The following is a 21194-nucleotide window of genomic DNA, read 5'->3' as shown; positions in this document are numbered from 1 at the left end:
CCGACCACCCGACGGACTATGCGCCGCACCCACTGCCCTGCCTTGCCCCGCCGTCGCAACCACCCGCTCGCCCGATGGCCGATGCACGCGCGTCAACCGCATGCTCGGCGCCCCTCAGCTCGCCCGTCGGCTGGATGTCCGAAACCATCCGTCGGAGTCGCAGCCGACCAATTCGGCTAGTTCCAGGCTCGGCAGTACTGCTCTGACGGTGGCCAGGTCCAGGCCGGATTGTTGAGATAGTTCTCGAGGAAGGCGGGAGCCGATAGTGGGTAGAGCTGCGTAGATTTCGGCTTCGGCGCCGCGTAGGTGGGCGGCGGTGTCCACCGGGTTGCCTTCGGCGACGGGGAGGCGGAGCGGGCCCGCTTCGTCGATGATGTCCTCGGCGCGGGTTACCAGGAGGGCTTCGCCGTCTCTGATCATGCGGTGGCAGCCTGCCGAGGAAGCCGAGCCGACGGGTCCCGGGACAGCCATGGCCGGTCTGCCCAGCCTGCGGGCCCATTTCACCGTGTTGCGGGCACCGCTGCGTAGACCCGCTTCGACTACCAGGACACCGTCCCCGAGTGTCGCGATCAATCGATTCCTGGCCAGGAACTGGTGTTTCTGGGCCGAGATGCCCGGCGGGTATTCGCTGACGACGAGACCACTTTCGGCAATGGCGGCGAGCAGGCGGTCGTGTTGAGCCGGATACGGGCGATCGACACCGCAGGCGAGGACTGCCACGGTGGTCCCGCCGACGGCCAGCGCCGCCCGATGGGCCGCGGCATCGATACCGAAGGCCGCTCCGGAGACGATCGTCCAGCCCCGACCGGACAGGTCGCACGCGATCTCACTGGCCACCTGCAACCCGTATCCGCTGCTACACCGCGAACCGACCACCGCGACAGCGCGTTCGGACGCGGCGTGGAGCGAGAGCGGGCCCCGCGCCCACAGCACCAGCGGGACCGCCGCCTCGCGATCGCGTTCGGTGTCGAGTTGGTCGAGACCGAGCATCCGCCAGCCGGGCCATTCCTCGTCATCGGGCGTGATGACCCGCCCACCCAGACGCGCGATGGTGTCCAGATCCCTTGCTGCTGAATCGATTTCACGCCGCATGACGGTAGGTCCGCGCAGTGCGGCAGGCAACTCGTGCTCGCGGACAGCACGGGCGGCCTCACACACCCCGACCGAGGCGATCAGTGCCGACAGCGGTGCGCACGGCCCCTGCACCACGCGCGATAGATACACCCAGGCGAGCCTGCGCTCGTCCGGATCCCCATCCAGATCCACCGCACGCACCTCGCTCATTGCGCACCTCGCTGCCGGAAGTTCAACGACGACATCACATCCTGCACGGTGGGCAACTCCCCCTCGCGTAGATCACAGACCGTCCAGGCGACCCGGATCGCCCGGTCGGCGCCACGAGCCGACATTCGCCCCAGTCGTAAAGCCGTCTCGATCGGTGCGATCGACTCCCGTGGCAGTTTGAATCGCTTTCGCAGGACATGGCCTGGCACTTCGGCATTGGTCGTCCACCCGTCCTCGCTCCACCGCTGCGCGGCGCGGGCTCTGGCTCGGGCAACGCGCGCGGCCACGGTGGTGCTGCTCTCGGCCTGCTCGTCACCGAACGGCGCGCCGGCCTGCCCATGCATCTGGACCCAGATATCGATGCGATCGAGCAGAGGTCCCGATAGTTTTCCCAGGTAGCGGCGCCGAGCCAGCGGTGCGCAGATGCAGTCGACATCGCGCGCCGGTGCACACGGACAGGGATTGGCCGCCAGCACGAGCTGGAAGCGGGCCGGATACCGCGCCACACCGTCGCGCCGGGCTATGCGCACTTCTCCCTCCTCGAGCGGAGTCCGCAGTGCTTCCAGAACTTTGGTGCCGATCTCGGCGCATTCGTCGAGGAACAGCACCCCACGATGCGCCCGGCTCACCGCGCCGGGACGAGCCATGCCGGAACCGCCGCCGATCATGGCGGTCACCGACGTCGAATGATGCGGTGCGACAAAGGGAGCCAGCGTGAGCAACGGCTGCTCGGCCGAGAGCGATCCCGCCATCGAGTGGATCGCGGTGACCTCCAAGGATTCCGCTTCCGACAGCGGTGGCAACAGCCCTGGAAGGCGTTGCGCCAACATCGTTTTGCCGATGCCGGGCGGTCCGGTGAGCAGCAAGTGATGTCCGCCCGCCGCCGCGACCTCCAACGCCCAGCGCGCCTCGTCCTGACCGACGACATCGCTGAGGTCGCCGCACGGCATCTGTGTCCCCGGCACGACACCGTCGGGTTCGAGCAGCGTGCCCTCCCCGCGCAGCCACGCCACCACCGCTCGCAGGCTCGTCGCCCCGAGTACCTCGATCCCCTCGACAAGCCCCGCTTCGGCAACCGCTTCGGCGGGCACGACAACAGTGGGCAGCCCGGCCGCCCGCGCCGCGATCACGGCGGGCAACACTCCACGCACCCGCCGAACCCGACCGTCGAGCGCCAACTCCCCCAGCAGCACCGTCTTCACCAGCCGCTCGCCGGGCACCGCACCGGAGGCATCGAGCACGGAAACAGCCAGCGCGAGGTCGTACACGCTTCCTACCTTCGGAAGCGTTGCCGGTGAGAGTGCCAGGATCACCCGACCGTCCGGCCACTTCTCCCCCGTATTGGCCACCGCGGAACGCACCCGATTGCGCGATTCCTGCAGCGCGGTATCGGGCAGACCGACGAGATTCACCGAGGGCAGACCCTGACCGATATCGGCCTCGATCTCCACCAGCTGTCCGTCGACCCCGGTCACCGCCACCGACAACGCCCGTCCGAGAGCCATCAGAAGGCCGCGGTCAGATGATCGATGACCGGCCCGCGCCCCCGCGGAACCAGCACCGACACGACGTCGAAGCGAATCCGCCGCCACGGCCCGTCCTGCTCGGCCAGCCACAGCAGCGCCAGCCGCCGAATCCGCTGCTGCTTGCTGAACGTGACCGACTCGGCGGGAATACCGAACCCCAGCCCCGATCTCGTCTTCACCTCGACGAATACGGTGACCGACGGGTCCCCGACGATCAGATCCAGCTCACCGTATCGACACCGCCAATTGCGGGCGACGATCTCCATCCCGGTCTCGCAGAGGTACTGCGCGGCCAGTTTCTCCCCGTATGCGCCGAGCGCCTGATTGTGTGCCATGAGCGAAAGCATGGCCATAAGCTCTCGCGCGGATGACCCACGCGACCTGGGCAAACAGAAAACCTGTGGATAACCGCGCCCCTGTGGACAACTACTCCGGCAGGCGCAGGTCCGGCTTCTCCAGCTCCTCGATGTTCACGTCCTTGAACGTGATCACCCGAACATGCTTGACGAACCGAGCCGGGCGGTACATATCCCACACCCACGCATCGCTCATCCGCACTTCGAAATACACCTCGCCGTCGGCGTTCTGCGGGCGCAGTTCGACAGAATTGGCCAGGTAGAAGCGCCGTTCGGTCTCCACCACGTACGAGAACTGGCCGACGATGTCCTTGTACTCGCGGTACAACGACAGTTCCATCTCGGTTTCGTACTTCTCGAGGTCCTCAGCACTCATCGGGTGGGACGTCCTCCTGCTAGCAGCGCCGCGTTCATTGCTGACATCATCGCGCATGTGCCGCCGGAGTAGCCACTCGGCTACCTCCGGGCACCTCGAGCTCGCGCACATTACGCCAGGAACGACGGTGCTCTGTGCTGGGTCCGAGCTGCCGCAGGGCCGCGGTGTGCTCGGGCGTGTTGTAGCCCTTGTGCGCGGCGAAACCGTAGCCGGGCAGCTGTGCGTCGAGCTCGACCATCATCCGGTCCCTGGTCACTTTCGCCAGGATGCTCGCGGCCGCGATGCAGGCCGCGGTGCCGTCGCCGCCGATCACCGGCAGCGAGGGGGCGGGCAGGCCGGGGACCTTGAATCCGTCGGTCAGGATGTAGCCGGGGGTGCGTTCGAGGCCTGCGACGGCTCGGCGCATGCCCTCGATATTGGCGACGTGGATGCCGATCGAGTCGATCTCCCACGCGGGCACCACGACGACGCTCCAGGCCAGCGCCAATCGCTGAACCACCGGGAACAGCTCCTCACGAGCCGCCTCCGTGAGTTTCTTGGAGTCGTCTAGCCCGGCAAGCTTGTCGTAGGCCTTGGGCGCCAGCAGGCACGCGGCGACCACCAGCGGGCCCGCGCAGGGTCCGCGCCCCGCCTCGTCGACACCAGCCACCGGCGCGAGGCCACCGCGCACGAGCGCTGCCTCGAGCGTGCGTAGGCCGCCCGCCCGGCGCATCACCATCCGCGGCGGCCAGCTGGTCCGATCCTGCCCCACAGTTCGATTGTCCCGTCGCGTCAGTTCTCCTGGGCGTTCTGGGTGCACTCGACCCGGAACACCCGTCCTCAACGTGTCAGTTCTCTTGCGCGTTTTGCGTTTTTACTGGGCCGATCCTGTTCGGTGGCCAGATCTTGAACACCGTCTTGCCGCGGACGTTGTCCACCGGCACCGTGCCCTGCAGATCGTCGCTGACGTGGGCGCGCGAATCAGCCGACTCATTGCGGTTGTCGCCCATCACCCACAGATTGCCCTCGGGCACCTTTACCGGACCGAACACCCGGCCCGCCGGGTACACGGCGTTGGGGCGGTCGGTGAACCAGGGGTAATCCTTCTTGATGTACGGCTCGTCGAGCGGTTTGCCGTCGACCATGACGCGGCCCTGCGGATCGCAGCACTGCACGGTCTGCCCGCCGACCGCGATGACGCGCTTGACCAGATCGTTCTCGTCCGGCGGGACCAGCCCGAAGTAGGACAGGAAATTCTGCAGCCCGCGCACAACGCTGTTGTCGGAACGCACCGACTTGTAGTGCCCGTTCCACGACGGCGGTCCGACGAAGACCACCACGTCGCCCGGCCCGGGTTCGGAGCCGTAGTAGCTGATCTTCTGGACGTAGATGCGATCACCGATCTGCAGCGTGTTCTCCATCGACTGCGACGGGATCACATACGGCCGACCGACGAAAGTCACCATCAGCGCGGCGATCACCGCCGCGATCACGATCAGTATCGGCAGCTCCTGCCAGAACGGGCGCTGCTTCTTGTCGCCGCGCTTCTTTCTGCGCCGCCCACCTTCGTCACCCGAATCGGACACCGACACCGACCCACTTTCGTCTGCCACGCCGAACAGAGTAGCCCGGCACCCTGACGTGAGTCGGGTACCGGGCTACCTGAAGAATTCTGGTACTGCCAAGTGCTACTGCGAGATCAGCGCTTTTCCTTGATCTTGGCAGCCTTGCCGCGCAGGTCGCGCAGGTAGTACAGCTTGGCGCGACGCACGTCACCGCGGGTCACGACATCGATGTGGTCGATGTTGGGGCTGTGCACGGGGAAGGTGCGCTCGACGCCGACGCCGAAGGACACCTTGCGGACCGTGAAGGTCTCGCCGATGCCGCCGCCGTGACGCCGGATCACGACGCCCTTGAAGACCTGGATGCGCTCCTTCGAGCCTTCGATGACCTTCACGTGCACGTTCAGGGTGTCGCCCGGACGGAACGCGGGGACATCGCTACGCAGCGACTTCTCGTCGACGAAATCAAGGGTGTTCATTTTCCACCTTTTCGGATTCTTCGCGTGAACAGAGGAACCTGGCGACACTCGCGCGCTCGACCGGTTCATGCTCAGAACAGGAGTGCTCTCGGACATGACTCGTCCAAGGCAACCGGTTCATTGTGCCAGACCGGGTAGCCACGACTGAAATCGGGCCTCACCCGTCGCTTGGCTGGTCGGACCCGGTGTCGGTCCGACGGCGCGGCAGCAGATGCGGGTGCGGCGGCGGGGCGGACGGCGCGGGGACGACGGTGCGGGCCAACTCGGCCTCGGCGGCGGTGCGTGCGTGCTCGACATCGGGTTTGCCCGCGATCAGGTCCTGGACGAAGATCTTCGCGCGGATGACCGGGCGGCGATACCGCCGCTCCCGCTCGACCGCCCGATTCATGGTCTTGGGCCGGTTACCGTAGCGCCAGCGCGCCCACGGCGCACCTGGCCTGCTCAACCGCACGGCGCCGACCAGGAGCAGCGGGGTGAAGAACATGCCGAACAGTCCGGTCCAGATCTTGCCCTTGGCGATCACCACCGCCGCGAGCAACAGGTTCACCGCGGTCGTGATGGCCACGCCCACGCGCACCCCGACACCGCGCGACGACCGGAAATCGTCGTAGTCCAGAAAGGTCGAAGGCTGCACGCCGAGCAGGAGCAGGCCGGTCACCGCGAGCGCGACGAATACCGCATCCACCGAGGTGCGGCCCTGTTCGGACCAGTAGACGTCACGCAGATAGAAGATCAGCGCGAACTCGTCGAGTACCAGCGCGGCGCCGATCCCGAACAACGCGGACAGCACGCTCGAGGTGACCTGGGTGGAGTCCTCGGCGGTAGCGATCAGCCCGATGCCCGACAGCAGCACCGTGATCACGCCGAACACCATGTGATGGATATGGGTGTCGCCTGCCTTCACATTGCCCGGCCACCAGCGCACCTTGGCCCGGATCATCCGCACGCTGACCCGGATCACCACGAAACCGAGGATGAACCCCAGCAGGAAACAGAGCAGGGGCAGGCGGCCGTGCGCGATCACCTCGTGTTCGAGCCACCGTCCCATGCCGCCTGCCCTGTCGTCGAGTGCCTACTTGTTGCCGAAACCGGCCTTGCGCAGCGCGTCGGCCATCGATCCCGTCGGTGCGGCAGCCGGTTTGCGCTGGTTGCCGCCACCGTTCCCGTTGCCCTGACGAGCCTGTCCCTGATTGCGAGCAGGTGCCTGGCCGCGACCGCCCTGTCCACGACCCTGACCGCGCGGCCCACCACCACCACGATTGTCCCCCTGCGCGGGCTTGCCCGGCTCGTCGTCGAGACGCAGGGTGAGTCCGATCCGCTGACGCGCGACATCGACCTCGAGTACCTTCACCTTCACCACGTCACCGGACTTCACCACTTCGCGCGGATCCTTGACGAAGTTGTGCGACAGCGCCGACACGTGCACGAGACCGTCCTGGTGCACGCCGACATCGACGAACGCGCCGAACGCGGCCACATTCGTGACGACGCCTTCGAGCACCATCCCCGGCTTCAGATCGGCGACCTTCTCGATGCCGGCGGCGAATTCGGCGGTCTTGAATTCCGGGCGCGGGTCGAGGCCCGGCTTCTCCAGCTCGGCGATGATGTCGCTGACCGTGGGCACACCGAACTTCTCATCGGTGAAGTCGCCGGGCTTCAGCGCACGCAAGGTGCTGGTGTTGCCGATGACCTCGGCCATCTCCCGGCCGGTGTGTTCGAGAATGCGGCGCACCACCGGGTAGGCCTCGGGGTGCACAGCGGAGGTGTCGAGGGGGTCGGCACCGCCACGGATACGCAGGAAGCCCGCGCACTGTTCGAAAGCCTTGGGGCCCAGGCGCGGTACCTCGAGCAAGGCCGTACGGCTACGGAACGGCCCGTTCTGATCACGGTGGGCCACAATGCTTTCCGCCACCGACCCCGACACTCCCGACACCCGCGACAGCAGCGGCACCGAGGCGGTGTTCACGTCGACACCGACGGCGTTCACCGCGTCTTCGACGACCGCGCCCAGCGAGCGCGCCAGCAGCGTCTCGGACACGTCGTGCTGGTACTGGCCGACACCGATCGACTTGGGATCGATCTTCACCAGTTCGGCGAGCGGGTCCTGCAGACGCCGGGCGATGGAGACCGCGCCGCGCAGCGACACGTCCATGTCGGGCAGTTCGGCCGAGGCGTAGGCCGAGGCGGAGTACACCGAGGCGCCCGCCTCCGAGACCACGATCTTGGTCGGCTTGTTCTCCGGGATCCGCGAGATCAGTTCCACTGCAAGGGCATCGGTCTCGCGCGAGGCGGTGCCGTTGCCGATCGCGATGAGCTCCACGTTGAAGCGGGCGACGAGCGCGGCCAGCACGGCAAGGGATTTCTCGGTCTGACCCTGCGGCTTGTGCGGGTAGATGACCTCGGTCGCGACGGCCTTACCCGTGGCGTCGACGACGGCGACCTTCACACCGGTGCGGTATCCCGGGTCGAGGCCCATGGTGGTGCGGGTACCCGCGGGCGCGGCGAGCAGCAGATCACGCAGATTCGCGGCGAACACGTCGACCGCGTCCTTCTCCGCTGCCTGACGCAACCGCATCCTGGTATCGATACCCAGGCTCACCGCCAGCTTCGTGCGCCAGGCCCAGCGGACGGTGTCGAGCAGCCAGGAATCGGCCGGACGGCCCTTGTCGGCGATGCCGAAGGCGACCGCGATGCGGCCCTCATAGATCGTGCGCTCGCCGGGCACCGGCTCTTCGGTGTCGGCTTCGAGGTGCAGCGTGAGCATCTCTTCCTTCTCCCCGCGCAGCAGCGCCAGGATCCGGTGCGATGGCAGCTTCTGGAACGGCTCGCTGAACTCGAAGTAGTCGGAGAACTTGGCCCCCGCCTCCTCTTTGCCCGCGCGCACCGTGGAGGTGACCTGGCCGCGGTTCCACATCAGTTCACGCAGCTCACCGACCAGGTCGGCGTCTTCGGCGAAGCGTTCGACGAGGATCGAGCGGGCACCGTCGAGTTGTTCGGCGGTGTATCCGGCCGGATCGGTGCTCGGGTCGCCGATCAGCGCGTCGGCCACCGGCTCGTGTCCGGCTTCGCGCGCGATCTGAGCCTTGGTGCGGCGCTTGGGTTTGTACGGCAGGTAGATGTCTTCCAGGCGCGCCTTGGTCTCGGCGAGCATGAGCTGCGAGTGCAGAGTGGGATCGAGTTTGCCCTGGCCGCGGATGGATTCGATGATCGCGCCGCGGCGCTCGTCGAGCTCACGCAGATAGCCGAGCCGTTCCTCGAGCTGACGCAACTGGGCATCGTCGAGCCCGTCGGTGACCTCCTTGCGGTATCGCGCGATGAACGGAACCGTCGAACCGCCATCGAGCAGTTCGACGGCGGCGCGGACCTGGGTCTCGCGCACCCCCAGTTCATCGGCGATCCGCCTGCCTACGCTGGCGATGGTGGTCGTGCTGTCGGCGATCTCAGGCGCTGTCGTCACAGCCGCAGAGACTACAGCTCCGCACCGACACCCCGCTGGCACCCAGGTCAGCGGATTGTCGTCACCTCAGGTTCGGTCACCGGCCGATCCAGCACGGTGTCGGCCTGCCCGCGCAGAAACTTGTCGAACATGGCCGCGACGTAACCGCGCACCAACGTCGCCATCCGATCCGGGTCGATGGCGCCGATGTAGGTCGACGCGGCGGGCCGGGCTACGGCGGGCACCAGCGACGGCATATCGGTGAAGTCGTAGTGCGCCGAATCGGCAATGGCCAGATGACGTTTCCAACCGGTGGCCCGCTGCCAGAACGCATCGAGGGAGGGGTTGGCATCACCCACTTGCTCGATCTGACTGCTGGTCAGAACCAATGTCGGCCGGTCGACACCCTCGGTGACCGCCCGACCGAATGCCTCGTCGACACCGATCTGCCCGTCCAGGTCGACGGCCGCATCGATACGACGGTCCTCGTGCATCGCTTCGACGGCGGTGTACCCGCCGGAGGAGTGGCCGACGGCGCCGACTCTATCCAGGTCGAGCACACGGCCCAGATCGGTAGGCAGGGCGTCGGATTCGGCATCGGGGTTCGTCCCCGCGGCCAGCCCGGCGAGCGAGTCGAGAACGAACCGCAAGTCGAGCAATCGCGCGGCGACGTACTTCTCCCGGATGGCGGTGTCGAAGCCGTTCGGTGCCGCGGCGGGCCGCACGATCCGGCCGCCGGGGAATTCGACGGCCGGGCCGGATTCGTAGGTGTGGTCGACCGTCACCACCACATAGCCGCGCGAAGCCAGGTCCTCGGCGAGCCCCGTGCCCAGAATCCGCGAGACACCGCCGCCGGGCGTGTAGAGCACGACCGGATAGGTGCCCGCGGCCTGTGCGGGCGCGCCCCGACGGGCATGTGCCAGTGCGCCGGGAAGCTCGATGCCCAGCTTCTGCTCCAGTCCGGGAATCAGCTCGGTCGACGCGTAGTGCGCCCGCGGGTACCGGTCCACGTCGGTCGCCGGGTAGAACACCGAGACCATCAGCTCCCTCGACCGGTCCGGCTGGAACGGATCCGGCCGGGCGCCGTCGATCAGGTGCAATGTCGTCGTGCCGACCGGCAGGGCGCCACTCGGGCTCGGCAGCACAGCGACACCACCCGGCCCGGCATCGGCGGCACCCGCGCTCGTCGCGACCAGCGCACAGACCGACAACGAGACCACAAGCGCGCGACGGAACACCGTCTCCCCCATCATCATTCGCAGCCGGGGCCGCGAACAGCCCGACTGTCGCGAACACGCTAGCAAACCGTGCGATCGGTGATGGATCGAATCATCGTGCGCCGCAGTCACTCAGCCGAGAATCTCCCTGGCGAGTTCGCGCATCTCGGCCTTGCGGACCTTGCCGGTGACCGTCATCGGGAACTCGTCGACCACGTGGACGTAGCGCGGGATCTTGTAGTGGGCGAGGCGACCGGTGCAGAAGGCTCGGACGGCAGCGGCATCGAGGGGTGTCGCGCCCTCGCGCAACCGAATCCACACCATGAGTTCCTCGCCGTATTTGTCGTCGGGGACGCCGATGACCTGGGCGTCGACGATATCGGGATGTGTGTAGAGGAACTCCTCGATCTCGCGGGGATAGATGTTCTCGCCACCGCGGATGACCATGTCCTTGATCCGGCCGGTGACCGCGAGGTAGCCGTCCTCGTCCATCACACCGATGTCGCCGGTGTGCATCCAGCGGGCGGCGTCGATCGCCTCGGCGGTCTTGTCCGGCTGCTCCCAGTAACCGAGCATCACCGAGTAGCCGCGGGTGCACAGTTCACCCGGTTCGCCGCGTGGCACGGTGCGCCCGGTCTCCGGGTCGACCACCTTGACCTCGAGGTGGGGGCCGACCCGACCGACAGTGGCGGTGCGGCGGTCGATGCTGTCGTCGCGGCGGGTCTGTGTGGAGACCGGCGAGGTCTCGGTCATGCCGTAGCAGATCGCGACCTCGGCCATGCCGAGCCGGTCGATCACTCGTTTCATCACCTCGACCGGGCACGGCGAGCCCGCCATGATGCCGGTGCGCAGGCTGGACAGCTCCGGCGCGGCACCGCTGTCGAGTTCGGCCAGCATCGCGATGAACATCGTCGGCACGCCGTAGAGCGAGGTGCAGCGTTCGGCGGCGACGGCGGCCAGCGTCGCGGCCGGATCGAACGACGGCGCCGGAATCACCACGGCCGCACCGTGTGAGGTGACCGCGAGATTGCCCATCACCATCCCGAAGCAGTGGTAATACGGAACCGGGATGCAGACCCGGTCGGCTTCGGTGTACCCGCACAGCTCGCCGACGAAGAACCCGTTGTTGAGGATGTTGTGGTGGCTGAGCGTCGCGCCCTTCGGGAAACCCGTTGTGCCCGAGGTGTATTGGATATTGATCGGATCGTCGGCCGAGAGCGTCTCGGCGATCGCGGCCAACCGCCCGGCGTCGGGCACCGTCTCGGCCACCTGCTGCCACGGCGCGGTGCCGAGGATCAGCACCTGTTCCAGGGCTGGACAGTTCGGTCGGACCTGCTCGATCATCGCGACGTAGTCCGAGGTCTTGAACTCCGGTGCGGCGATCAGCAGGCGCACTCCGGCCTGGCGGAGGACGAAGTCGAGTTCGCTGGTGCGATAGGCGGGATTGATATTGACCAGGATCGCGCCGATCTTCGCCGTGGCGTACTGCACGAGAAGCCATTCCGCGCAGTTGGGCGCCCAGATGCCGACCCGGTCACCGGGGCCGATGCCGTGCGCGGCGAGGCCGGTCGCGACGGCGTCGACAGCGGCGCCCAGCTCGCGGTAGGTCCAGCGGCGCCCCGTCGGACAGTCGATGAGCGCGTCGCGCGTCGGGTGGGCCGCGACGGTGCGGTCGAGGTTCGCGCCGATGGTGTCACCGAGCAGCGGGGTTTCGGCGGGCCCGCAGGTGTAGCTGAGTTCGGACATCAGCGGATCTCCTTGCGCAGCAGGAATCGCTGCACCTTGCCACTCGGGGTCTTGGGCAGGCTGTCCACGAAGTGAACCCTTCTCGGATAGGCGTGGGCGGCGAACTTGTCCTTGACGAGTTGCTGCAGTTCAGCGGTCAGCTCGGCACTGCCCTCGGTGCCGGCGCGGGTCACCACGAAGGCCTCGAGCACCTCGCCGCGGAGTTCGTCGGGCATCCCGACCACGGCGGCCTCGGCGACCTGCTCGTGCAGGACCAGCACGCTCTCGACTTCGAACGGGCCGATCCGGTAGCCCGCCATGATGATCACGTCGTCGTCGCGGGCACTGAAGCGGAAGCAGCCGTCGGCGTCGCGGGCGCCGACGTCACCGGTCAGATACCAACGTCCGTCGGCGGTGAATCGGCTCGCGGTGCGTTCCGGATCGTCGAGGTAGCCCAGGAACCACAGCAGCGGGCTGTGGTCGGTGTCGATGGCGACCCGGCCGATCTCACCGGGTGCTGCCTCGATGTCGGCGTCCTCGGCCAGGACCGCACAGGTCCACCCGGGCAGCTGTCTGCCCATCGAACCGAGCGGGGCGGCGACGTCGAGGGCTGGATGCCACGCGTGGCAGATGACCATGCCGTGCTCGGTCTGGCCGTAGTGATCACGCACCGCCACACCGAGGGTGCGCTGCGACCACGCCACCACGTCCGGGGTCAACGGCTCCCCCGCCGACGACGCCCTGCGCAGGACGAATCCGTCCGGGACCGGACCGCTGTCGGCGCGCAACGCCCGGTAGACGGTCGGCGCCGCGGCGAAGTTGGTGACGCCGAAGCGCTGCAGCACGTCCCAGGTGAGTGGCGCCGAAAAGCCCGCGTGCAGCAGCAGGCTGCGCACGCCGGTGGCCAGCGGCCCCAGGATCGCGTAGTAGAGGCCGTACGCCCAGCCCGGGTCGGCCGCGTTCCAGAAGACGTCCGCTGGGCGCACGTCCAGGGCGAATTCCTGGTAGGCGTGGAAGGACGCCAGCGCGCGGACGGGGATCGGCACGCCCTTGGGTGTTCCGGTGGTGCCGCTGGTGAACAACTGGACCAGCAGGCCGTCGCCGCCGACCGCCACCGGCCGCGCGCGCGGATCGTCGGGCCGGTGCGCGGCGAGCAGATCGTCGAAGCGCAGCGCGCCGGGGATCTCGGCGTCGCCGACGATGATCGTCCGGTAGCCGGCCGCGGCGAGTTTCGGCGCCTGGTCGGCATCGGCGACAACGACTTTCGCGTGACTCGCGCTCAGCCGGAGCTCGATGGCGGGTGCGGCGAACGCGGTGAACAACGGCACGTGCACCGCGCCACGGCGCCAGATACCGAGCAGGGCCACCACGAGCTCAGCGGACTTCCCCATCAGCGTCCCCACCCGGTCGCCTGGCTCGACGCCGAGTTCGGCCAGCGCGGCGGCGAATCGGGTCGAGCGCTCCCGCAGCTCGCCGTAGGTCAACTCGTGCGCGCTCAGATCGGCTTCGACCACCGTGAACGCGATCTGCTCGGCCGGATGCCGATCGCAGAGCAGTTCGGCCGCGCAGGCCCCGGGTCCGTCGTAGTCGTCGAGCAGGTCGCGCACCCGCGCGTCCAGGTCGGTAGTCATCGCAGCTTCTCCTCAACACCCGGGCATCGTCTGCCGGGTCTGACCTAGAATGTGGCATAGCTCACGACGACCACTACCCCCGAAAAGGGGTGATCCATGACTTCCCTGTTGCGCCCGCGCGACGGTGACGCGCTGCGCGCCGAGATCCGCTGGGTGGCGCGCCGGGCGGGCGTCCCGGTGGTGTTCGGCGGCGCGGTGAACGAGGACACCCTGCTGCTCACCGAGTTCGCGGGCACCGTCACCACGGGCATGCGCGGGCTGTCGGTGCTGCGCACCTCCGGTCTCGGCGGACAGGCTATGGAGTACCGCAGGCCCGCGTCGGTGGCCGACTATCGGGGCGCGCCCACCATCACCCACCACTACGACGCCGCGGTTCTCGGCGAGGGACTGCGGTCGGTGATCGCCGTGCCGGTCCTGGTCTCCGATCAACCTCGCGCGGTGCTCTACGCGGCCACTCGTGGCGCGACCCCGCTCGGCGACCGCACCGCCGAGGTGATCCTGCAAGCGAGTCGGCGGCTCGCCGCCGAGATCACCGTCCGCGATGAGGTGGACCGGCGGGTCCGGCTGCTCGACCTCGCGGCGCCGCCGCCGGCGTCCACGCCGGCGGCGACCGAGGAACTGCGCGAGATCCACGCCGAACTGCGCGCCCTCGCGACCGCGACCGGCGATCTCGCCCTGCGCGACCGGCTTTCCGGGGTGTGCGAACGATTGACCGAGGTGTTGACCGGCGCGCCCGGCGGCGACGCGCCGCGACTGTCGCGGCGTGAGCTCGATGTGCTCGCCCAGATCGCGCTCGGCTGCACGAATCAGGAAGCGGCGCTTCGGCTCTCGCTCGGCGCCGAAACCGTGAAGAGTTATCTGCGGCAGGCGATGAGCAAGCTCGATGCGAGCACTCGACACGAGGCGGTGGCGCTGGCACGGCGGCACGGCTTGCTGCCCTGAACGGCCGTCACCGCCCCCTTCACGCACTGTCCCCTATGTGCGATATATCACTTTTATTCGACCGTCATGAGTGTTCCAATGCCCTGGAACAGTCACGCGGACGGACCCGATCGCCCACAGCGGCACGAGACACCGGCATCGAAACTCGCAACACACTTACGTCGGTAACAGCCGATCACCCACGGACGCAATGCCTGTACTGGGAACATCGGCGCGCAGCCCGTCCGGATTCACCGCGCCGGACCCGATCGCGCCGAAAGACGCAGGTACCGAACCCATTCCGAATGGAACCAGCAAGTCTCAGGTTGGACGATCGCACAACGCATGACCGCAATGGATACCCAACTGTCTTTAGGCAAAACAATCTCGGCGCGCATCCGGCCCGGTACCGTCGGTCCGATGACGGAGCCTTTTCAACTGGCCGGCCTCTCACTGGACTGTGACGACCCCGAGTCCCTCGCCCGCTTCTATCTCGGGCTGCTCGGTGGCCGTGTCCTGTGGAACGACGCGCACAGCGTCGGGATCCGTATCCCGTCGGGACTGACGGTCGCCGCGCAACGCGTCGAGGACTATTATCCGCCGCAGTGGCCCGGCACAGCCGCGGTACACCTGGACCTCGCCGCCGACGCCGACCTGGATCTCTGCGAACAGCACGCCCTCGCGATCGGCGCGAAACCCGCACCGGTGCAACCGGATCCGCGCTGGCGCGTGTTGCTCGACCCTGCCGGGCATCCGTTCTGCATCACCACCCGCGTGATCGCGGGATAGGTCAGGGCAGCAGATCGGGACGACGCTGCGCTGTTCGTTCCAGTGACTGTTCGTGGCGCCACGCGGCTACCTTGGCGTGGTCGCCCGAGAGCAGGATCGGCGGCACGTCGAGGCCCCGCCACGACACCGGCCGGGTGTAGCTGGGGCCTTCGAGGAGTCCGTCGGAGAACGAATCCTCCTGGTGGGACTGCTGATTGCCGAGCACGCCGGGGATCAGGCGCACCACTGCCTCGGTCATCACCAGCACCGCGGCCTCGCCGCCGATGAGCACGTAGTCGCCGATACTCACCTCTTCGACACGGACGCGGCGGGCGGCGTCATCGAACACGCGCTGATCGATGCCCTCGTAGCGCCCGCAGGCGAAGACGAGGTGTTTCTCGGTGGCCCAGCGCTGCGCGGTGGCCTGAGTGAACGGCACACCGGCCGGGGTGGGGACGACGAGCAACGCGTCGTCGGGGCACACCTCGTCCAAGGCATCGCCCCAGACGGTGGGCTTCATGACCATGCCGGGACCACCGCCGTAGGGCGAGTCGTCGACCGACTTGTGCACGTCGTGCGTCCAATTGCGCAGGTCGTGCACATCGACCGAGATCAGGCCCTTGTCGACGGCTTTGCCGAGCAGCGCGGTACGCAGCGGCTCGAGATACTCCGGGAAGATCGTGACGACATCGAGTTGCACGAATTACTCCGGATCGAGCAGGCCCTCGGGCGGTGTGATGACCACCAGTCCATCGGCGAGCGAAACCGTCGGCACGATGGCGGTGACAAAGGGAATGAGAATTTCGCGACCGTCGTCGGCGGCACGCACCGACAGCAGTTCGCCCGCGGCCGAATGCAGCACCTCGGTGACCGTGCCGACTGCGGTGCCGTCGGCGAACTCGACCCGAAGGCCTTCGAGCTCGTGGTCGTAGAAGGCATCGTCATCGTCCGACGGCGGCAGTGAATCGCTGTCGACGACGAACAAGGTGCCACGCAGGGCGTCGGCGGCGGTGCGGTCGTCGATTCCGTCGACGTACACCAGAAGCCGGCCCGAGTGCTCTCGGGCCGACTTCACGGTGTAGTCACGGGTCGCCGAGGACTTCGGCAGCCTGCCGCGCAACGTAGCGCCCGGCGCGAACCGGACGTCCGGCTCGTCGGTGCGAACATCGACGACGAGTTCGCCGCGCACGCCGTGCGACTTGGCGACCCGACCTACGACGAGTTCCATCTAGGCGTCGGTATCGACCACGTCGACCCGGATCCCACGGCCACCGATGCCGGCGACCAGGGTGCGCAGCGCGGTCGCGGTACGACCACCGCGCCCGATCACCTTGCCCAGATCTTCAGGATGGACGTGCACCTCGACGGTGCGCCCACGACGTCCGGTGAGCAGCTCGACACGGACGTCGTCAGGGTTGGCGACGATGCCGCGAACCAGATGTTCGACGGCATCGGCAACAACAGCAGTCATTACTCGGCAGCCTCGGTGGCGGCTTCCTCAGCGGCAGCCTCGTCCTTCTTGGCGGCCTTCTTCTTCGGGGTGACGGCCTCGGTGGTCGGCGCGTTGTCGGCGGCGGCGAGCGCGGCGTTGAACAGGTCCAGCTTGGAGGTCTTCGGGGCCTTGACCTTCAGGGTGCCCTCGGTGCCCGGCAGGCCCTTGAACTTCTGCCAGTCGCCGGTGATCTCCAGCAGACGCTGCACCGACTCGGTCGGCTGCGCGCCGACGGACAGCCAGTACGCGACGCGCTCGGCGTCGATCTGGATCAGCGAAGGCTCTTCCTTCGGGTGGTACAGGCCGATGGACTCGATGGCCCGGCCGTCACGACGGGTGCGGGCGTCGGCGATGACGACGCGGTACTGCGGGTTGCGGATCTTGCCCAGGCGGGTGAGCTTGATGCGAACAGCCATGCTGATCTGCCTCTTTCACTAGTTTGGTCACCACGCGATTCAGCGACCCGCATGGTCTGCGGGTCCGGTTTCGCGCATGTGTGCGTGACCGCCGCGCGGTGCGTAACCGGAGACGGGCTGACACTGTCCAGGAAGGACGAGGGTTCATTCTGCCAGACGACCAGGCGAGCCCGGAAATCGCCTCCCTCGGTGACGCGCTATCTCACCGCAACTGCGAGGTGTCGACCAGCACCGGTACCGGACCGGGCGCCTTCACCGTCTCACCGTCGGTGGCGAACACTTCCTGGCGGTAGCCGGACTCGCCCAGCGTGTAGCCCCAGAAGCGCGCGGGCTTGCCGTCTGGAAGTTCGATGATCCACAGATACGGCACCCGCGCCGATGCGTAGGCCGCAATTTTGGTGTCCCGTTCCTCGCGGCTGTTGCCCGGGGACCACACCTCCACCGCGAGTACCACATCGTCCGCCGCAAAATTGACGCGGTCGGGCGGAACGCTGACCACCGCGATATCGGGAATTATCCCGATACGAAAAGGCGTACTGATCCGGACACCCACAGCGAGGAGCGCCGTGAGATCCGGGCGACCCGCCGCACGAACAGCAGCGCGTAGAGCGACGAACAACTCACCCGCAGCGTACTGATGTGGACCACCTGGCGGCGGCGTCATGTGCAGGTACCCCCAGATGAGTTCGAGTCGAGATCCATCGACCGGCTGCTCTTCGGCGAGCCAGTCTTGCACAGTCTTCGGGCCCAGCGGGTGGAACATCGAAACCTCAGCGCTCATGGTCATTCCGTCCGATCTCCCGTTCGCTTGGCGCTCGCTCGAACCGAACTCGTGCGGTCAACCAGGGTAGGCGGCGGGCAACGAACTTTGTGGTAGCCACCGGCCGACCGCTCGACTCCACTGTATATAAGCCTGGTGAGCGTTTCGCGCGAAACTGGTGAGCGTTACGCGCGAAGTTCGCACGGTTTGCGCGTATTTCACACCGAACGGTGAGATGGAGCCGGGGCTCAGCGGTGGCCGGTGACGGGGTTGGGGGTTTTGACGACCATGCCGCGGAGGACCACCCATAGGGGATCGGTGAGGGCGGCGGGATTGGTGCGAGGGTCTTCGGCGTAAACGACGAAGTCGGCCGGGGCTCCTTCTTCGATGCTGGGGCGGCCGAGCCAGGTGCGGGCGTTCCAGGAGGCGGCGCCGAGAGCCTCGTGGGGTGACAAGCCGGCCCCGGACAGGGCGGTGATCTCGTCGGCGATGCGGCCGTGGCGGATGGAGCCGCCCGCGTCGGTGCCCGCGTAGATCGGAACGCCCGCCTCGTGGGCGTTGCCGACGGTGTCGCGGACGCGGCGGTGCAGATCGCGCATGTGGGCGGCGTAGACCGGGAACTTCGTGGCGCTGTCGGCGATGCCGGGGAAGGTGTCGATGTTGATCAGGGTGGGGACCAGGGCGGTGCCGTTGGCCACCATCAACTCGATGGTGTCGTCGGTGATGCCGGTGCCGTGTTCGAGGCAGTCGATGCCGGCGTTGATCAGACCCGGCAGCGCGTCCTCACCGAACACGTGCGCGGTGACCCGAGCCCCGTTCGCGTGGGCCGCGTCGATGGCCTGCTTCAGGATGTCGTCACTCCACAGCGGCCGCAGGTCGCCGACCGAACGGTCGATCCAGTCGCCGACGATCTTCACCCAGCCGTCGCCGAAGCGGGCCTGCTCGGCGACGATCTCGGGCAGGTCGCGTTCGTCGTCGAGTTCGATGCCGAGTTCGCGGATATAGCGCTTGGGGCGGGCGATGTGACGACCCGCGCGGATGATCCGCGGCAGCTCGGCGTGCTCGTCGATGAAACGGGTGTCGATCGGCGAGCCCGCGTCGCGCAGGAGCAGCGCGCCCACATCGCGTTCGGTCTCGGCCTGCTCGATCGCGCCCTCGTGGGTCTCGTCCCCGCCGCCGTAGCGGATGCCGACATGGCAATGGGCATCGACGAGGCCCGGCACGATCCATCCTGTGCGACACAGGGTCTCGGCCTCACGCACGGGCTCGTATGTCACGACCCCGTCGACAACCCAGAGGTCGCGCTCCTCGTCACCGGGCAGGACCACACCACGCAGATGCACACGAACCTCCAGACGTCGGCCTGAGATCGAACCTACCGCGCGCGATCGATGCACGCACACGACCCCGCGGCGGAACTCGGCGCCGACCGCGAACCCTTCGCGGGCGCCGTCAGTCGCCTACCGGATCGCCATCGAGAAAGACCCGCACGGCGGTGACCCGCGGCCGATCCGGCGCGAAGTCGACGAAGGCCACACCTCGCGACGCACCGACCCGCACGCTCACGCTGACGGTGCGCCCCGCGGCGATCATCTTGTCCCACTCGATGTCTCGCGCGCGCTCGGCGAAGTCCGCCGCCGCGATCGGGTGACCGGCAGGCAACTCGACCACCGCCCGCTCATCGAGCAGCGCGCGGACACCGTCCGAGTCACCGGCGGCAGCCGCCTCGAACAGCCCGCGGACGACACGTTTCCCCGCCCCGCCCACACCCCGCAACGCCCGCATCATGCCCATCGCCCCGCCCACGCCCAGCTCGGCGACGAGTTGCGGACCGAGCTTCGCGCCCGCGAGCAGACCGGTCGGCCCGGTGCGCAGCAGTCGCGCGATCATCACCGCGAGCTCCCAGTGCGCGGCGAGCCGGGCGATCCGCCAGCCGCCATGCGCGGCGACCAGGTCGTAGCGCAGATGCATCGGCACGGTGACGGTCGCGCCGGTCGACATCGTGGTCTCGATGTGCAGGTCACGCACCACCGTGTGCCCGGCGACGAGATCGCGGTCGACGCTGAACGCGATGGAGTTCGGCGCGATGAAGACGTTGTAGAAGCGCGAGATCGCGTCGGGGCCGATGTGCTCGCGCGAGCCGTACGGGTCGTGCACCGCGGCGTTCCCGGCGAACAATCCGACCCAGGCGTCCTTGTCGTGCGCGGCCACGGCTCGCGGTGACTCGCGCACGGCCGCGAGCAGGTCTTCATCGGTCCGATCCAACGGCATGTACGTCCTCCATAGTCGTGCTCACCCTGCGCGATCCATGATAGAACGTGTTCTAGTTTTGCGTCGGCGATCGTGCCCGGCGCCTGTTGAACAAGAGGATCTCGATGGACTGGTACACCGGGAACACCACCTACGACACCGTGCTGACCATCGCCTTCGCCTTCGCCGCGTTCGTGATCGTCGGCGGACTGTTCGCGCAGAGCCCCTACGGCCGCTTCGCGTCGAACAAAGTCGGCTTCAATCTCAACCCCAAACTGGGCTGGTGGCTGATGGAGCTGCCCGCGACCGTCGTGTTCGCGGTGTTCTATCTCAGCGGCCCCGATCGCTTCGAACCGGTGCCGCTGGTATTGGCCGCCATCTGGCTGCTGCACTACAGCAACCGCGGCTGGTTCTTCCCGCTGTCCATCCGGCAGGTGCCGGGCAAGAAGAGCAGTTTCAACGTCTCGGTGGTCGCGGCGGGCGTGTTCGTGACGGCCCTGCACGGCTATCTCAACGGCGCGTTCTTCAGCAACGACTACAACAACCAGTACAGCACCGCCTGGTTCACCGATCCACGCTTCCTGATCGGAGTCCTCGTGTACCTGTGCGGCTTCGGCCTGCTGGTCCGGTCCGAGGCGATCGTGCGCAATCTGCGGGACAAGAACAACCCCGGCGCCGCCGAGTACCGCATCCCGCACGGCGCGGGCTTCCGGTTCGTCACCAGCCCGGCCTACCTCGGCGAACTGATCGCCTGGGCCGGGTTCGCGCTGCTCACCTGGTCGCTGGCCGGTGTCGTGATCTTCTTGATCACCGCGGGGAACCTGGTGCCGCGCGCCTTCGCAACCCACCGGTGGTACCGGGAGAAGTTCGCCGACTACCCCACAACCCGCAAGGCGCTGATCCCCGGCGTGATCTGACACACCAACCCCGCACCCGCGACCCCTGGGGAGCGGCGGCCACGAAGTGGCCGGTCCGCGGCCGGGTCGCCGGTTAGCGCTCGAAAGCGCTGAGCCGAA

22 protein-coding genes are annotated in these 21194 nt (G+C 67.6%); 3 read left to right on the top strand and 19 right to left on the bottom strand.

All coding sequences use genetic code 11. The features are described 5' to 3' along the window. Positions 1-114: 114 nt before the first annotated feature. From dprA to ACFXKN_RS31090, 12 genes are all read right to left on the bottom strand, one after another. Positions 115-1284, bottom strand: a complete 1170-nt coding sequence (dprA, locus tag ACFXKN_RS31145) for a DNA-processing protein DprA (protein WP_378965394.1) — start codon at positions 1282-1284, stop codon at positions 115-117. After that, a complete protein-coding gene (locus tag ACFXKN_RS31140; protein WP_378965385.1) occupies positions 1281-2789 on the bottom strand; it encodes a YifB family Mg chelatase-like AAA ATPase in 1509 nt (502 codons plus the stop codon). The genes dprA and ACFXKN_RS31140 overlap by 4 nt, the downstream gene beginning before the upstream one ends. After that, on the bottom strand, positions 2789-3145 hold the full coding sequence (locus tag ACFXKN_RS31135; RefSeq protein ID WP_378965380.1) for a YraN family protein: 357 nt from the start codon (positions 3143-3145) through the stop codon (positions 2789-2791). The genes ACFXKN_RS31140 and ACFXKN_RS31135 overlap by 1 nt, the downstream gene beginning before the upstream one ends. 91 nt (positions 3146-3236) lie before the next feature. Then, complete coding sequence (locus ACFXKN_RS31130; protein WP_011210678.1) at positions 3237-3542, bottom strand: DUF2469 domain-containing protein; 306 nt, start codon at positions 3540-3542, stop codon at positions 3237-3239. A 46-nt stretch (positions 3543-3588) separates the two neighbouring features. Beyond that, on the bottom strand, positions 3589-4293 hold the full coding sequence (locus tag ACFXKN_RS31125; protein WP_378912402.1) for a ribonuclease HII: 705 nt from the start codon (positions 4291-4293) through the stop codon (positions 3589-3591). 76 nt (positions 4294-4369) lie between these two features. Further along, positions 4370-5113, bottom strand: coding sequence for a signal peptidase I (gene lepB / locus ACFXKN_RS31120; RefSeq protein WP_378965528.1), 744 nt, complete (start codon positions 5111-5113; stop codon positions 4370-4372). 107 nt (positions 5114-5220) lie between these two features. Beyond that, entirely contained in the window at positions 5221-5562 is a 342-nt protein-coding gene (rplS, locus tag ACFXKN_RS31115; protein WP_056811812.1) for a 50S ribosomal protein L19, read from the bottom strand. A gap of 157 nt (positions 5563-5719) precedes the next feature. Continuing rightward, positions 5720-6610, bottom strand: a complete 891-nt coding sequence (locus tag ACFXKN_RS31110) for a hypothetical protein (protein ID WP_378965371.1) — start codon at positions 6608-6610, stop codon at positions 5720-5722. A 24-nt stretch (positions 6611-6634) separates the two neighbouring features. Then, a complete protein-coding gene (locus ACFXKN_RS31105) occupies positions 6635-9019 on the bottom strand; it encodes a Tex family protein (RefSeq protein WP_379434406.1) in 2385 nt (794 codons plus the stop codon). Positions 9020-9066: 47 nt separating this feature from the next. Continuing rightward, on the bottom strand, positions 9067-10248 hold the full coding sequence (locus ACFXKN_RS31100) for an alpha/beta hydrolase family protein (protein WP_379434404.1): 1182 nt from the start codon (positions 10246-10248) through the stop codon (positions 9067-9069). A gap of 99 nt (positions 10249-10347) precedes the next feature. Then, on the bottom strand, positions 10348-11961 hold the full coding sequence (locus ACFXKN_RS31095; RefSeq protein WP_379434402.1) for an AMP-binding protein: 1614 nt from the start codon (positions 11959-11961) through the stop codon (positions 10348-10350). Next, a complete protein-coding gene (locus ACFXKN_RS31090; protein WP_378965349.1) occupies positions 11961-13571 on the bottom strand; it encodes an AMP-binding protein in 1611 nt (536 codons plus the stop codon). Before ACFXKN_RS31090 ends, ACFXKN_RS31095 begins: the two co-directional genes overlap by 1 nt. Positions 13572-13667: 96 nt before the next feature. Between ACFXKN_RS31090 and ACFXKN_RS31085 the strand changes: the two genes are divergently transcribed. Together ACFXKN_RS31085 and ACFXKN_RS31080 are read left to right on the top strand one after the other, a co-directional pair. Then, on the top strand, positions 13668-14513 hold the full coding sequence (locus ACFXKN_RS31085; protein WP_379434399.1) for a LuxR C-terminal-related transcriptional regulator: 846 nt from the start codon (positions 13668-13670) through the stop codon (positions 14511-14513). A 399-nt stretch (positions 14514-14912) separates the two neighbouring features. Further along, the gene (locus ACFXKN_RS31080) at positions 14913-15281 is read left to right on the top strand and encodes a VOC family protein (RefSeq protein ID WP_378626370.1); all 369 of its coding nucleotides are present in this window, start codon (positions 14913-14915) and stop codon (positions 15279-15281) included. 1 nt (position 15282) lies between these two features. On the opposite strand, the gene trmD is transcribed toward ACFXKN_RS31080, so the two are convergent. From trmD to ACFXKN_RS31045, 7 genes are all read right to left on the bottom strand, one after another. Then, the gene (gene trmD / locus ACFXKN_RS31075; RefSeq protein ID WP_379434397.1) at positions 15283-15960 is read right to left on the bottom strand and encodes a tRNA (guanosine(37)-N1)-methyltransferase TrmD; all 678 of its coding nucleotides are present in this window, start codon (positions 15958-15960) and stop codon (positions 15283-15285) included. 3 nt (positions 15961-15963) lie between these two features. Beyond that, complete coding sequence (rimM, locus tag ACFXKN_RS31070) at positions 15964-16488, bottom strand: ribosome maturation factor RimM (protein WP_379434395.1); 525 nt, start codon at positions 16486-16488, stop codon at positions 15964-15966. Further along, positions 16489-16731, bottom strand: a complete 243-nt coding sequence (locus ACFXKN_RS31065; protein ID WP_056811833.1) for an RNA-binding protein — start codon at positions 16729-16731, stop codon at positions 16489-16491. After that, the gene (gene rpsP, locus ACFXKN_RS31060) at positions 16731-17168 is read right to left on the bottom strand and encodes a 30S ribosomal protein S16 (protein ID WP_378965320.1); all 438 of its coding nucleotides are present in this window, start codon (positions 17166-17168) and stop codon (positions 16731-16733) included. The genes ACFXKN_RS31065 and rpsP overlap by 1 nt, the downstream gene beginning before the upstream one ends. 202 nt (positions 17169-17370) lie before the next feature. Then, positions 17371-17949 (bottom strand): Uma2 family endonuclease, encoded by a 579-nt coding sequence (locus tag ACFXKN_RS31055; protein WP_378965316.1) that lies wholly within the window; start codon positions 17947-17949, stop codon positions 17371-17373. A 227-nt stretch (positions 17950-18176) separates the two neighbouring features. Next, the gene (locus ACFXKN_RS31050; protein ID WP_379434393.1) at positions 18177-19271 is read right to left on the bottom strand and encodes an amidohydrolase family protein; all 1095 of its coding nucleotides are present in this window, start codon (positions 19269-19271) and stop codon (positions 18177-18179) included. 109 nt (positions 19272-19380) lie between these two features. Further along, complete coding sequence (locus tag ACFXKN_RS31045; RefSeq protein WP_379434391.1) at positions 19381-20199, bottom strand: nuclear transport factor 2 family protein; 819 nt, start codon at positions 20197-20199, stop codon at positions 19381-19383. A gap of 104 nt (positions 20200-20303) precedes the next feature. On the opposite strand from ACFXKN_RS31045, the gene ACFXKN_RS31040 reads away from it, so the two are divergent. Continuing rightward, on the top strand, positions 20304-21095 hold the full coding sequence (locus tag ACFXKN_RS31040) for a 3-oxo-5-alpha-steroid 4-dehydrogenase (RefSeq protein WP_379434389.1): 792 nt from the start codon (positions 20304-20306) through the stop codon (positions 21093-21095). Positions 21096-21194: the final 99 nt, after the last annotated feature.

Origin of the sequence: Nocardia sp. NPDC059195, assembly GCF_042754695.1 — a bacterium.
Lineage (GTDB): Bacteria > Actinomycetota > Actinomycetes > Mycobacteriales > Mycobacteriaceae > Nocardia.
The sequence above is the reverse complement of the archived record's forward strand: the minus strand, read 5'-3'. Positions and strand labels throughout refer to the sequence as shown.